Source organism: Streptomyces sp. NPDC055749, from assembly GCF_053617235.1.
Window position 1 is genome coordinate 113,659 of the sequence record NZ_JBSHFH010000009.1, and the last position, 13,889, is coordinate 127,547.

The 13,889-nt window shown below is 63.5% G+C and carries 13 protein-coding genes; all 13 read left to right on the top strand.

What is annotated here, in order from left to right; genetic code table 11:
* The first annotated feature begins 424 nt into the window (after positions 1 to 424).
* Positions 425 to 2,047 carry a hypothetical protein gene (locus tag ACWGO0_RS09405; RefSeq protein WP_453530495.1) on the top strand — a complete coding sequence of 541 codons (1,623 nt, stop codon included), beginning with the start codon at positions 425 to 427 and terminating at the stop codon, positions 2,045 to 2,047.
* Positions 2,048 to 2,060: 13 nt separating this feature from the next.
* Complete coding sequence (locus tag ACWGO0_RS09410) at positions 2,061 to 2,318, top strand: hypothetical protein (RefSeq protein ID WP_453530498.1); 258 nt, start codon at positions 2,061 to 2,063, stop codon at positions 2,316 to 2,318.
* 76 nt (positions 2,319 to 2,394) lie between these two features.
* Positions 2,395 to 3,324: a peptidoglycan-binding protein gene (locus tag ACWGO0_RS09415; RefSeq protein ID WP_453530501.1), complete on the top strand. Its 930-nt coding sequence runs from the start codon at positions 2,395 to 2,397 to the stop codon at positions 3,322 to 3,324.
* A 92-nt stretch (positions 3,325 to 3,416) separates the two neighbouring features.
* Complete coding sequence (locus tag ACWGO0_RS09420) at positions 3,417 to 3,659, top strand: hypothetical protein (protein WP_453530503.1); 243 nt, start codon at positions 3,417 to 3,419, stop codon at positions 3,657 to 3,659.
* A 20-nt stretch (positions 3,660 to 3,679) separates the two neighbouring features.
* On the top strand, positions 3,680 to 4,237 hold the full coding sequence (locus ACWGO0_RS09425) for a deoxynucleotide monophosphate kinase family protein (protein ID WP_453530505.1): 558 nt from the start codon (positions 3,680 to 3,682) through the stop codon (positions 4,235 to 4,237).
* A gap of 146 nt (positions 4,238 to 4,383) precedes the next feature.
* Entirely contained in the window at positions 4,384 to 5,217 is an 834-nt protein-coding gene (locus tag ACWGO0_RS09430; RefSeq protein ID WP_453530508.1) for a hypothetical protein, read from the top strand.
* Positions 5,218 to 5,300: 83 nt separating this feature from the next.
* On the top strand, positions 5,301 to 5,996 hold the full coding sequence (locus tag ACWGO0_RS09435; protein WP_453530511.1) for a recombination directionality factor: 696 nt from the start codon (positions 5,301 to 5,303) through the stop codon (positions 5,994 to 5,996).
* Between the two features lie 73 nt (positions 5,997 to 6,069).
* Positions 6,070 to 6,576: a DNA cytosine methyltransferase gene (locus tag ACWGO0_RS09440; RefSeq protein WP_453530513.1), complete on the top strand. Its 507-nt coding sequence runs from the start codon at positions 6,070 to 6,072 to the stop codon at positions 6,574 to 6,576.
* A 527-nt stretch (positions 6,577 to 7,103) separates the two neighbouring features.
* Positions 7,104 to 7,385 (top strand): hypothetical protein, encoded by a 282-nt coding sequence (locus ACWGO0_RS09445; RefSeq protein WP_453530516.1) that lies wholly within the window; start codon positions 7,104 to 7,106, stop codon positions 7,383 to 7,385.
* Between the two features lie 248 nt (positions 7,386 to 7,633).
* Positions 7,634 to 8,155 (top strand): hypothetical protein, encoded by a 522-nt coding sequence (locus tag ACWGO0_RS09450; RefSeq protein ID WP_453530519.1) that lies wholly within the window; start codon positions 7,634 to 7,636, stop codon positions 8,153 to 8,155.
* Between the two features lie 169 nt (positions 8,156 to 8,324).
* The gene (locus tag ACWGO0_RS09455; protein ID WP_453530522.1) at positions 8,325 to 10,622 is read left to right on the top strand and encodes a phage/plasmid primase, P4 family; all 2,298 of its coding nucleotides are present in this window, start codon (positions 8,325 to 8,327) and stop codon (positions 10,620 to 10,622) included.
* 68 nt (positions 10,623 to 10,690) lie between these two features.
* Positions 10,691 to 12,544, top strand: a complete 1,854-nt coding sequence (locus ACWGO0_RS09460) for a DNA polymerase (protein WP_453530525.1) — start codon at positions 10,691 to 10,693, stop codon at positions 12,542 to 12,544.
* A 459-nt stretch (positions 12,545 to 13,003) separates the two neighbouring features.
* A complete protein-coding gene (locus tag ACWGO0_RS09465) occupies positions 13,004 to 13,813 on the top strand; it encodes a sigma-70 family RNA polymerase sigma factor (protein ID WP_453530528.1) in 810 nt (269 codons plus the stop codon).
* The last annotated feature ends 76 nt before the right edge of the window (positions 13,814 to 13,889 follow it).

Sequence of the window (13,889 nt, forward strand, 5' to 3'; positions counted from 1 at the left end):
AACGGTAACCGGGGCTGGGGACACGTCGGCTCCCGCGCTGTATGGGCCGTGGGCTCCGCGGAGTACCGGGGACATGGCCCGGCCCGGCCAATCTGCGGTGCACGGTTGGGGAATCAGCGGGACATCCCTGGATGCCTTCCGCGGTACTGTCCGCAATCGGTCTGCGCAGAGCGGGACGGATCTTGTTCAACTGTCCGCTTTGGACGGGGCGGAGCGGCTTCGGATGCCTGCTCGATTGCCCTACCCGGATATCCCGCTAGCCACAGTCAACCCGTGGAGAACTCCGTTTCAGTGGCACACTTCGGCAACGTGGGTTGTTGATCACCTATTGCGGGGAGCGGGTATCCATACTTGTCCCCCGCCACGTAGCACCGCGCTGTTTTACGCGGCAATGCATGGTGGTGCAGCTCCGGCCATAGGTTCGTTGGAAAGCATCTCGGGCGTGTGGTCCTTCTGGTCTCGCACTGCCGCCCCTCACGAAAGCGTTGTTGATACTTCCTATCTGACGTCGTGCACCGCGAACTACTATCCCGGAGCGAAGGCGGTTAATCGCTCGTCAGATGGGTTGTGGCTGGAAGGATGGGCGAACACCACCACGGGTTCGACCGGGGACAAGATATTCCGTTACCGACTCCAGTACGAGAACGGTTCCGGTAGCGACATGTTCATTTCGTTTGAAGTGAACTTCTATACCGGCGTATTGACGGTGAGTCATGGGCCGGACCCCAATCCGCTTTTGAATCAGCGGGTGACGTGGAACACCGACACCTATTTGTTCCAGGACACCTATCATTTCGGGTGGTGGCTCAAGTGGACCGGGGGTATGCCATCGGTCGTCCCTATCATTACGCGGGGAACGAGCATGTGGACGGGGACGATTCAGAGCCTGACAACCACGCTTTCACCGCCGGGTGAACTGCGTGCAATCCACCTGACGCTCACCAACGTTCGAGCCGAAGCCTTGCAGATATCGCAACTGCCGGCGAGGCCCGTGACCAGGGCTAACGCCACGTTGGAAGGCATGTGGACCAAGGGGGCGACACTCGGTGTCCCGTATGGGCCGCTAGCCACCTTCCCGCGGGTCAGTGGGGATGCGTGGAGCGTGATTACCGATATAGCTCGCGCCACCCTTTCAACGGCTGAATTCGACCGGGACGGGTTCTTCCGGTGGCGAGGTTACAGCCGATGGGCGACTGTCCCCACGGCTCCGAACGTCACCGTGTCGGCTACTCGGGAACTCGGCAAGCTCACCGTTTCCGAAGAGATCGACGCGTGCCGGAATGACGTCACCGTGGCTTGGCAGAACTGGGGCGGCTACGAATACGAACTGGATGGGGTGGCAGACAATCCAACAGACCCCATCGCGATTTCTGCGGGCGGTGCTATCACCCGTGATATGCCGATCAACGAAAATCAATTCGACCCGCGCTGTCCGGCGTTGAGTGCGGACCTGAATGGTTTCGGAAACCTCATTGTCCGCGCTACTGCCAGCACAACATCAGCCGTAGTACGGGGTGCCGTTGAATCGAGTGTGCGGCGCGAGGGCGGCACGGTGACTCTAACCGTTCGTAATCTCTCGTCCAGCGCTGTGTACTATCACGCCTCCAACCTGATTGCGACCAAGCCGGGGAGCAATACCGGAAGCCCCGTGGACTCCCTGGCCAAAGCACAGCATGCGGAAAGCCAAAAGGCTTACGGGGTCCAGTCGTACAAGCATGACGGTGGGGTGTGGCTGCAATACGCGCAGGACGCGTCCAACGTGGCGAAAGCCTTGTTGGATGCATCGGCCTATCCGGCTCCCTTGCTGCAAAATTTGGAGATCCTACCGGACCCCCGAATAGATCTAGGGGACGTGGTCCGAGTAGTAGACCAATCGGGGGCGAAGCTAGACACGCTCGCTTGGGTCGTCGGCAACAGAATATCGGGAAGCGGCGGGAAGGTTACCCAAGTCCTCACACTCAGAGGCACCAAAAGTAACGGAGTGCCCGCGGACTCGGGGTTGACTCCGGACCCACCAACGCGTCCAAATGCACCCCCGCCCACATAGCACCAGGGGGGACATGAACGAGCACCAGGACGACCCGTTGGGGGTCCGAATTGGCGCACGCGAAATCTACGACGAAGTGGTCGGGCTCCGCGAGGACGTGCGGTCACTCGGCCAGGAAGGGGAGAACGTGACCGAGACGCTAGAGGATCACGAGAACCGCATTCGCGGGCTTGAGAGCGAGCGCGGAAAGTTCGTTATCCCCGTGGCCGTGATTACTGCCGTGGCAACCGTAGTTGCTGCGGGGCTGACGGTCGTCAAGCTCGCGCAGTAGCCACCAGCACCACCAGACACCAGCCCCGCCGGCTGATACCGGGCGGGGCTTTTCCATGCCCAAAACAGGGGAATGAATGGCCAAGTACAGCGGGGCGCAGTGGCGTCCCATTGCGCTCAACTACACCAGCGGCGGACAGAGTTCGGTCCGCGGGCTGGTCGTGCACATCATGGCGGGCACCCTCGCCGGGACTGATAGTTGGTTCCGCAATCCGGCTGCCCGCTCGTCCTCGCACTTCGGCACTGGTAAGGGCGGCGCGCTCTATCAGTGGGTGGACACTGCCAACCGTGCTTGGGCACAGGCGAACGGCAACACCACGTGGCTTTCCATCGAGAACGAGGGAAAGGGTGGGGACGCTCTCACGTCCGCGCAGATGGACCGGATTGCCGAAGTGTTCGCCTGGGTCCACAAGACCTACGGCGTACCTCTACAGGTGGCGTCCGGCCCATCTGGGCGGGGTCTCGGGTATCACGCCATGGGCGGGGCTTCCTGGGGCAATCACCCGAGCTGCCCCGGTACCAAGATCGTGGCTCAGCTTCCCGAGATTGCCCGCCGCGCTAAGGCACTCTCCCGCTCGGGTGGCTCGTCCAGCTCGGGCACGTACACCGTGAAGCCCGGCGACACGCTCTCTGCCATCGGGGCCACTCTCGGTATCAAGTGGCAGACCCTCGCCACCCTTAACGGTCTCAAGTCGCCTTACCGGATCACGCCCGGCCAGAAGCTCAAGACAAAGGCGAGCACGCCGAAGCCGACCCCGGTGTATGCCCCGTTCCCTGGTGCCGCGTGGTTCAGGAAGAACCCGCGCTCCGCTCTCGTCACGGCCATGGGGAAGCGGCTGGTAGCCGAGGGGTGTGGCAAGTACGCGTCCGGCCCTGGTCCGCAGTGGACCGAGAGCGACCGCAAGAGCTACGCGGCTTGGCAGCGCAAGCGCGGCTATACCGGCTCGGCTGCCGATGGCTGGCCCGGCAAGACCACGTGGGACGCACTGCGGGTGCCCAAGTCCTAGCGACTCCCCGTAACCGGTGCCCCGCCCGGCGGGGACCAGCTCGGGAACGCAAATCCAATTCGTTCACACACAGCAACTTTCAGGGGGAACCCATGACGTTCATCAAGTCCCATCCGGCTCGGCTCTATGCCGTGGCCGTAGCAGTCCTCGCCCTTGTGGCGCACTACTTCCCCGAGCTGCCGAGCGCACTCGTCCTCGGTCTGGTCGCCGCGGTACTCGGTACCGGTGAGGCTGTCCAGCGAGCCGAGAACGCCAAGACCGCTACGGCCGGCGAGGGCAACCAGGGCGACACCATCGACGAGCACCAGGACCACGCCGAGGGTGCCGCGGAGTGAGCCACAGGCACGTTGCCCTCATGGGCCGAGCGGGCTCCGGTAAGGACACCATCGGGGCCCGGCTCGTCTCGCGGTTCGTGTTCGCCCGTGTGGCGTTCGCGGACCCGCTGCGGGACCTAGCTCTGTCCGTGGACCCCATCGTTGCGAGCGAGCCGACCGGGTACGGACCGCTTCCCATCCGCTTGTCTGACGTAGTGCGGCGCGAGGGATGGGACCGGGCGAAGGCTCGTCCGGAAGTACGGCGCACGTTGCAGCGGCTCGGGCAGTCGGTCCGGGACCAGGACGAGCGGTATTGGCTCCGGGCAGCCCTCGCCAAGGTGGACGTAGCCGACCGGTGGAACCTCCCGGTAGTCGTCACGGACTGCCGGTACGAGAACGAAGCCGAAGCGCTCACTGCTCGCGGGTTCCTGCTCGTTCGTGTGGAGCGTCCGGGCGAGCACGGACCAGCCGGCGAGGACGAGCGGCAGCACACCAGCGAGACCGAGCTAGACGACTATCCGGCGGATGCCGTGCTCACCAACGGGGGCACCCTCGCCGAGCTGCACGCGCTCGCGGACCGGCTCGCCGTTCCTCGCTGACACCAGCGCGCGGGGCATGACGGGATGACGACATGACCCCCCTTTTGGCTTCTCTCTAATTTTCTAGACGCATACCAAACAGAGGTCTAAAACGTCATCCCGTCATCCCTCGCTGATCACACATCAATAACCACGAGGGGACACCTATGCCCGAAACCGTCCGGACAATCAAGCGCGGGGGCTCGCGCTTCTATATCAGCCCTGAGACCGCCGAGAAGGTTCCGGGGGTCACGTCCGTTGTCGGGATGCTCCCTAAGCCCTTCCTGACTTTCTGGGCTGCACGTATGACCGCAGAAACAGCAGTCGAGAACCTGGACGCTGTGCGTGCAATCGCCGAGCGCGACCCTGCCGGGGCTGTTGACTTCCTGCGGAACAGCCACACCCGCTACACCAATCTGCGGGCAAAGGTGGGCAGCGATGCTCACGACCTTTTTGAACGCATGATCCGGCTGGAAGAGTTCGGCCGAGTGCATCCGGACTTGGAGCCGTACCGGCTCGGGTTCGCCGAGTTCCTTCTAGCGGTCCGTCCCGAGCTGATCAGGGCCGAGGACGTGTGTTGGTCGGATGAGCACCAGTACGCGGGTTCCTTTGACGCGATCATTCGCGTACGGCTCGGCGAGGACGGAAAGCCCGACCACGAAAACGGTACGTGGCACACGCTGCTGGTGGACTGGAAGACCAGCAAGAGCGCGTATCCGGACGTGGCTCTACAGCTGTCGGCCTATGCCCATGCGGACCGGATCATTGCGCCGGACGGTACTTCCGAGCCCATGCCCGCAGTGGACGGGGCTGCCGTTCTCCACATCACTCCGGACGGATGGGTGTTCAAGCCCGTACGGATCGACGAAGAGATTTTCAATGTCTTTCTGACGCTGCGGCACGTCTTCCAGTGGGACCGCGAGATTTCCAAGACCGTGTTCGGCAGCCCGATTGCGCAGAGCGTCCGCCGGCTCATCACCGGCACGCAGCGGCGGGGCTAACAGCACCCGCACCACCAGGACCAGGACGAGCACACACAACGGCTCGTCCTTTTTTCATGCCCAAAACCAGGGGGATTCACAGTATGGCTATTCGCATCTTCGAGACCGACCCGGATGCCAAGCCGAAGGGTTCGTTTTCGGATGACACCGTTGGGCGGTTCCACTCGGGCCGCTCCGTCAACGGCATTCCGGAAGCCCTCGCAGAGTGGAAGGTGACGACCGGTGACCCGGACGTTGCCGCGGCTATTGCTCAGCTCATGGGCGGGCAGCCGGTAGAGACCGATTCCACGTCCGAAAATTTCATTGAGATTCTGACGGACACCAAGCGCGTCAAGGCGGTTCTTTCCGGCCCGGACGCGATCACGTCGGACATGAAGCTCTGGAACGGCAATGTCCTTATCCACCACTGCGACGGAGTCGAGTTCCTTTCTCCGGACCAGGATCGGGGCAAGCCGTGCGGCTGCCCGAGCCTCATGGAAGACCGTAAGGCAGCTCACAAGGCTAAGCGGGGTCCGGGCCCGAGCATTTCGATTCTGTTCCGGCTCGCCGAGGATTACGACCTTGGCCTCTTCCGGTTCCAGACGGGTTCGTGGAAGCTCGCCGAGGTTCTGCACGAAATCGGCAACGCGCTGGACAAGGTGGGTGCGGAAGCCCTCGCCGAACTCGGCATTGAGCTGGTCGAGTACACCACCAAGAAGGGCCGGGACGTGTCGTATTTCAAGCCGGTCGTAAAGGTTCTCAAGAGCTGGAACGACGCCGTGGCTGAGCCGACCTACTAGCCGGCCAAGGGGGCTCCGGGGGTCATCTTCGGGGCCCCCGCTAAGGGGGAGCGTCACCATACCGATTATTGAATTGTGCGCCGGATACGGGGGAATCGGTCGGGCCGTGGAGGCTCTGACCGGGGACAGGATCAGGTACGTAGCGGAGATCGATCCGTACGCGTCCCTGATCCTGGCCACCCGCTATCCGCACGCACCGAACATCGGAGACATTACCAAGTTCGATTGGTCCACCCTCGCGGGAAAGGTGGACATCATCACGGCAGGGTTTCCCTGTCAGGACATTTCAAACGCGGGGAAGCGGGCGGGGATTCATGGCGAGCGTTCGGGGATTTGGGAAAGCGTTCTCGGGGCCGTTCGCGTTCTTCGACCACGGGTCGTTTTCCTGGAGAACGTATCCGCCATCCGAAACCGGGGCCTCGCGCACCTACTCGCGGGATTGGCCGCGAGCGGGTATGACGCGCGCTGGTGTTGCTTCCGCGCGTCCAACGCTGGAGCCCCCCACATGCGAGATCGGTGGTTCTGCATTGCCACCCCTTCTACCGACCCCAACAGCCTCGGACAGCTCGCGCGGACCTGACTTCGCAAAGGCTGACAGGGAAGGAGCGGGCGGGGACGATCTCGTTACCGCAGTAGCTCGGCTATTCGATAAGGACAGGGCCACCAAGCTATTCAAAACCCCTACCGCGAATCTCGGCACCAACGGTGCCCCGCAGCATCCAGAAAAGCGGCGGGCGGGCGGTCACGGCCCGAATCTCGATGATGAGGTTTCGTTCTTGCTGCCCGTGGACCCGGACGTTGCCGAGGAAACACCAGGGGCGTTCCATTCCCCGCCGGAATGGTGGGCGGAGTTCGCCCCCGCCGTGCACCGATGGGAAACCCTCATGGGCTCGCCGGCTCCAATTCCGGTCGAGTTCGGGCCCCGTGGCGGTCGTCGTCTCGCGTCCGTTTTCGCCGAGTGGCTTATGGGGTTGCCGCGAGGCTGGATCACGCACATTCTGGGGCTCAACCGTTCCAGGCAGCTAAAGGCAGCCGGTAACGGAGTCGTGAGCCAACAGGCGTTCACGGCATATCTGCACTTGCTGAATCACAAGGGGGAAAAGAACGATGGGTAAACGGGGGGTCGTCACCGATTACAGCGGTGAGGAACTGTACCGGGGGGACCTGGTGGCCTATTCGGCACGGCAGGGTAACCGGGTACGAATGGCGGACGCCATCGTTGACAAGGTAACCACGCGGCTTGTTGACGGGCGTTTGCGCGCCATGTTGCGAGTCAAGCCGACCGGAGTTGAGTCAGGATTCACCAAGCGTCGTTCACTCCGTAAGGAATGGATTTCAGCCGAACACGTCCGGCTCGTCATTCCGGGTGTGGCCAGCGAACGCAACTAGCACGAACGACCGGACAAAGGGCCGGGCGACCTAATCGGGTTGTCCGGCCCTTTGTCATGTGGGGGGAAGCATGATTCTAGAGATAACCGCCGAGGACGCACCCCCGCTCGGGGACGTGCGGGAACTCTCCGTGGGTGACGAACTCATTTTGCGTGACGGGTGGCGGCAGCGTCCGGACTGGATTCGGTATCTCGCTGCGGCAGCTCACGCAATGGGCCGGGGCTGCCTTGTACGGCAGGGGGCCGACAATGGCTAACCCCAACAAGACCAGGGGAACCGCTTGGGAAAGCGCCGTGCGGAACTTCCTTAACGCGTTCCTCGGGCTGGTGGATGACAATGGGGTGTTCTTGGACCCGTTCGACGGGATGAACGTCCGCAGACCCGCACAGGAAGGCGCACGCGATATCGGGGACGTGCACGCTGTCCCGTTCATTCTCGAATGTAAGGACGTGCGGAGCCCCGCAGTACCGACGTGGCTCCGTCAATCCAAGGTGGAAGCCGTTCACGCGGGGTTCCCCTATGGCGTGGTCGTGCACAAGCGGCGGGGGCTCGGCGTGCGCTCGGGACGGGTCCACTTTGACGTACGTACGTGGACCCGGACACGTACAGCCCTCGGGCTGTCCACGCGCGCCATGTTCGAGCGGTACGGGTTCGCCGCTTCACTGCGCGGTCTCGACTCCGGCCGCTGGTATCTGACGACCGACGTCGAACGGTTCGCCGCTCTGCTCGATGACATGCGGGCGGGGGTGGCGCGTCGTGTTGCTCGCTGATCTGCTTTCACGGTTCGGGACCGTGGACGAGCACCAGGACGGCGGGTACTCCGCTCAGTGCCCCGCACACCCGGACTCCCGTCCCTCGCTTCGGATATGGCGGGGCGAGGACCTGAAAGTTCGGCTCACGTGCCGGGCGGGCTGCCGTACCGAGGATGTGATTCGGGCCGTGGGGCTCGGCTGGTCCGATCTGTTCGACGTGTCCGGCCCTGGTGCCACGGTGTCCGCCGAACGCCCCGAGCTGGTGCCCGCCCGCTACATTGCCGGGCTCGCCGTTTACATAGACCGCGCAACAGCCACCCTTGTTGACCAGGGCGGACGATCCGACGAGCGCGAGGACGACGAGCACCAGGACGACGCGTCCGCACTCAGCCGGCGAGGGCTCGCCTACCTCTCCGAGCGCTTCGGAATCGACGCTGCAACAGCCGCGGAACTCCGCTTGGGCGTGGACGGGGGCGACCAGGGCGAGGACTTCCCGTACCTGTCTCGGCAGTACCGGGCACACCCCCGTCTGACGGTCCCGCTGTGCGGGTTCGACGGAGTGGCGCGAGGGCTACAGGGACGTGACCTGTCCGGGCAGTGCCCGGCACGGTGGCTCTCGCTCATGAACCCCCGCGGTCACCGCTGGACCCCTTACGGCGTGTTCCGCGGGGCGGGCGGTTACGGGGTCGTCCTGGTCTGCGAGGGACCGGGGGACGCGCTCACAGCGGTTGCGTGCGGCTATGACGCCGTGGCGATTCGCGGTGCTGCCCTCGCCGGCTCGCCCGAGCTGGTGCGTGAACTTGCCGAGGGTCTGCGGGGTTCGCTCGTCATCCTCGCCGGGGACAACGACACCGCCGGGCAAGGGTTCACGTCCCGGCTCGCGTCCGGACTCGCAGAGCACGGCGTAAACGCGCTTCGGCTCCAACTCCCGCACCAGGGCGACGACTTGACCGCATGGCGCGAGCGAGACCCCGAGCGGTTCGCTCCCGAGCTGCACCGCGCAGTCAAGGGGGCCCGGCCCGTACGGGACTCCGCGGACGTGGTGGCCGAAGCACGGTCCGCCGAGCTTGCCGAACGCACCGGAGCCGACGCGGTAACGCGCGACCAGGGGGCCGAAGCCGCGGAGATCCTTGCCCGGCTGGTGGGGCAGCTTGGCGAGTCGGACGCCATGAACGCGCACGCGCTCGTTGCTTGGTGCGGGGGCCGAATCCGGTACGCACCGGGGCTTGGCTTCTATTCGTGGGACGGGTCCGTGTGGGTCCGCTCGGACACCCGCGTACGGCAGGAAATCCACCGTATGGGGGCCGCGCTCGTCCTTGCCGGGCAGACCCAAGCGGCTCGCGGATTCACGATGACCAGCCGCATTGACGCGCTGATGACCGAGCTCCGCTCTGTTCCTACGGTGCGTGTGGAAGCGGTGGACTTTGATAACCGCCCCGATCTGCTCGCCTTCCGTAACGGCGTGGTGGATCTCCGTTCGGGCCGTATTCGCTCGCACGACATGCGCGACATGCTGACGGACGGGCTTGATATCGACTACCGGCCGGAAGCCGAGTGCCCCCGGTGGGAAGCCTTCCTAGAAGAAATCTTCCCCGGTATGCCAGACATGCCCGCGTACATACAGCGGCTCGTCGGCTACGGCATCACGGGACATGTCACGGAGCAGGCTTTCGCGGTCATGTGGGGAAAGGGGGCTAACGGTAAATCGGTTCTGGTGGACACGCTCACGGCGGTGTTTCGGGCGATTAGCAAGACAACTCCGTTCGCCACGTTCGAAGCAAAGTCCAGTGGTGGCATTCCGAACGACATTGCCGCGTTGCGCGGTGCTCGGCTCGTCATGGCGTCCGAGGGTGAGAGTGGGGCACCTATGTCCGAAGCGATCCTAAAGCGGGTCACCGGTAAGGACATGATTAGTGCCCGGTATCTACGGCGCGAGTTTTTCGAATTCAAGCCGTCGTTTCTGTTGCTACTTGCGACGAATCACAAGCCCCGCTTTAAGTCGCAAGATGAGGGGCTTTGGCGACGCGTCAAGTTGCTGCCTTTCGTACGGTACTTCGCACCCCATGAGCGAGACCATGCGCTAGACACGCGGCTACTCGCCGAAGCCGAGGGAATCGCAGCGTGGGCGGTGCGCGGATCTGTCGAGTGGTACATGGGTGGACTGCAAGACCCGCAGGTCATCACAGGTGCGTCACGTGAGTACCGCGAGACGAGCGACCAGCTAGCCGGGTTCTTTCCGGGCGTACTAGAACTCACCACGGAAGACCACGTAATGAATGGGACCGAAGCGTTCAATTCCTATTTGGACTGGTGCGAAGCTGAGAACCTTCCGGCGCGAGAACGTTGGACTCGGCGCATGTTCTACGACGCCATGGAGGAACGTGGCGTGCCCCGCAGAAAGACTATGCGGGGTATCGGGCTCGCCGGTATTCATCGTGCGGACGAACATCCCGAGTCTGCCGGACCGGGCATCTTCGGAAGCTGATAAGCACGCACCAATACGGGCCGTCTACCTATCACGGGTGGGCGGTCCGTTTTTGTTTAGGGGGAGGAATGCTTGAGTTCCATCACGACGTAGCCGGCGAGCGCATAACCGTGCACGTGCCCGAGGACACAAAGGATCTCGCAGAGTTCTGGAAGTGGCTTTACCGGGCACGCGAGCGGGGACCTATCGCGTTGGACACCGAGACAACCGGTCTCGATATCTACTCGACCGGCTACCGCTTGCGCACGGTGCAATTTGGGGATGCGCGGGACGCTTGGGTGTTGCTGTACGAGCGCGGGGGGTACTTCGCTTCCTACGCACGGGATGCACTGCGGCGGTGTCGCCAAGTGCTCATCCATAACGCCATTTTCGATTGGCTCGTCTTGGACGAGCACGCGGAAACGCGCTTGGAAGACCTCGCGCCGTGGACCACAGACACTCGCGTACTAGCGGCCCTTATTGATCCACGGCAGCCGTCCGAGGGCGGCATAGGAACCGCGTTGAAGCCTCTTTCTGCATATTGGGTGGACCCCGCGGCCCCGGACACGCAGAACGGGCTTACCAAGGTGTTCAACAGCTTGGGGTTCACCAAGGAAACCGGGTGGGCGAACATCCCGCTCACGCACCCGACCTACCTCCTGTACGCGGGACTTGACGTCATTTACACCGCTCGCCTGTACCCGATGCTTCGGCGAGAGCTGGACCGGCTGTCCGTGCGCGCCGAGCTGGTGACGTACGAGCACGAGATAGCCCGCATGTGTGCGGTCATGCAGCGTGCCGGGTTGCTGGTGGACCAGGAGTACGCCGCGCCGCTCGCTCGCCGGCTCGCCAAGGAAGCCGAACAGTTCGCGTCCATGGCAGCCCGCTACGGGGTAGCCAAGGTAGGCAGCTCTGCCCAGGTGGCGGAAGCCCTCTTGGGCATGGGCGAACGGCTCACGGACCGCACAAAGGGCGGAGCGCTCTCGACCGACAAGACCGTCTTGTTGCCGCTCGCAGACCTCGACCGGGACTGGCAGCGCATCGGGGCCCGAGAGCCCAACCCGCTCGCGGACGCCGTGCTACGGGCCAAGCGGGCTTCCAAGTGGGGCGTTACGTACGCGGAAGCCTTCCTGTCCAAAGCGTCCGCCGCGGGACGCATCCACCCCACCATTTCCCCGCTCGCCGCGAGGACAGGACGTATGAGTGTCACGGCGGGACTCCACCAACTTCCGTCCTCGGATCACGTCATCCGGCGCGCGATCCTCGCCGAGCCCGGTCACGTCGTGGTCAGCACGGACTTTCAAGCCGTGGAAATGCGGGTTCTGGCAGCTCTCGCCAAGGTACGCCGCATGACGGAAGGGTTCGTGAACGGTGGCGACGAGTTCGACATTCACACGTTCACGGCAAAGCTCATCAAGGGCGAGAACGCCACTCCCAAGGACCGGAAGGTATTCAAGGGGGCCGGTTTCGGAAAGGTTTATGGGGGCGGAGTCGCCACCATTGCCAAACAGACCGGGGCGAGCGAAGCCGAGATTGCGCAAGCGGTTAGCGCGTACGACCGGGCTTTCCCGGAGATCAAACGGGCGTCCTCGCGGTGGCAGCGGCAGGCTTTCCAAAACGGCATGGTCCTTATCTCGGCTACCGGTCGCCGGCTTCCGCTCGACCGGGACCGTACGTACAGCGTTGTGAACTACGCGTGCCAGAGTGCCGCGAGGGATCTACTCGGGCAAGCCATGTTGAATGTCGAGAGTGCCGGATTGCTCGACTTTTGCCGTCTCCCAATTCATGACGAGCTGTTGGCTTCGGTGCCCGAGCGGGAAGCGCAGGAGTTCGCCCGAGAGTTTGAGAAGTGCATGACCATGAATCTCTACGGGGTGCCCATCGTGGCGGATGCAGAGATCGGCGGACGGTCGTGGGGCTCGCTGTACGGGGCCGACTTCTGATCACGCCCCGTCACCGCTATACGGAGAGTTAGCAGAAAGCCGCCGGGCGACGTTTTCGCATTCTCGTTAGTTGCGTTGTCGCTGATCACGACCTGGCCACGGTATCCATCACCTCTCCACATTCAATGACAAGCCGTAGTCGTTAACGGTAACTATCTGGCCGAGCGTCATCGAACGTTGCGGCTGATGTGTCAATCCATGGGGTATGTGCGCCTCTGCGTAGCTATGCCCGTCTTATGTGCAGTGCTGTGCTGCTGGCATATACCTAAGTTCATTGCCACGCAGCGATACGGCAATGCGCAAGCCCCGTCCTGCTAATCCGGGACGGGGCATTTTCATGCCCTTTACAACGCGCATTGCATAGAGCCGTGGGTTCCTTTATTGACCCCTCGCGCTCCGTTCCGGGAATTCCTTGGTCCCCACAGGGACCAAAGCCCCCGAGACACGGAGCGACGGTCCATGACGCACCTTACGCACACCCAAATTGCAGCGGCCAAGTCCAACGACTTGGAAGCCGTTTCATCGGTCATCAGGGAAACCGAATCCCTGGTAAATGCCCGAGCCCGGCACTATGCGGGCTCCGCAATGGAGAACGGCAACACCCTCGCGGAAGACCTCGCGCAGACCGGACGCATAGCCGTTTGGCAATGCATATCCAAGTTCGACGGCGACACCCCGCAAGCATTCATGGCATACATAGACCGCCATGTGAGCGCGGCAATGCTGGACGCACTGCGGGCAGAGACTCGCCCCGGAGTCACTGCGCGAGCCGCAAAGGACTTTGAAACCGCCCTAGTGCTGGCAGCCGGCGACCCGTACGAAGCCGAGCGGATTGCCACCAGCCCCGCCATGGGTGACCGCAAGATGAGCCCGGAGCACGCTTACGGGGCTCGGCTTTCGTGGCTCGGGCTGGACTACTTGGACCGCCCGGTTTCCGGCGAGGACGGACAGCCGCTCACCCTCGCCGAAAAGGTGGAGCGCGAGACCGGAACCCCCGCCGAGCTGATCACCGCGGCGGATATCGCATCGCACCGCCGGACCGTCATCCGGGACCAGGTGCACAAGACATTGGGGGCTCTCTCCGAGCGTCAACGGCACGTCCTCAAAGCCGGGTTCGGCATTGCCCCGGTCGCCATATACCAGCCCGGAGCCGATGACGACGAGTTGGCCGCGGACATGGGGGCGACCCGCTATCAAGTCCAGCAAGCCCGCACCAAGGGTTCCAAGCGGTTCGCCGAGCTGTACCGAGCTGGTGCACGCGCATGGTGACCATGGCGACCAGGGACGGGGGCACGGTGACCGTGACCCGCTGCGGTGAACTGGTGGACATTCACGTTCGGGACGG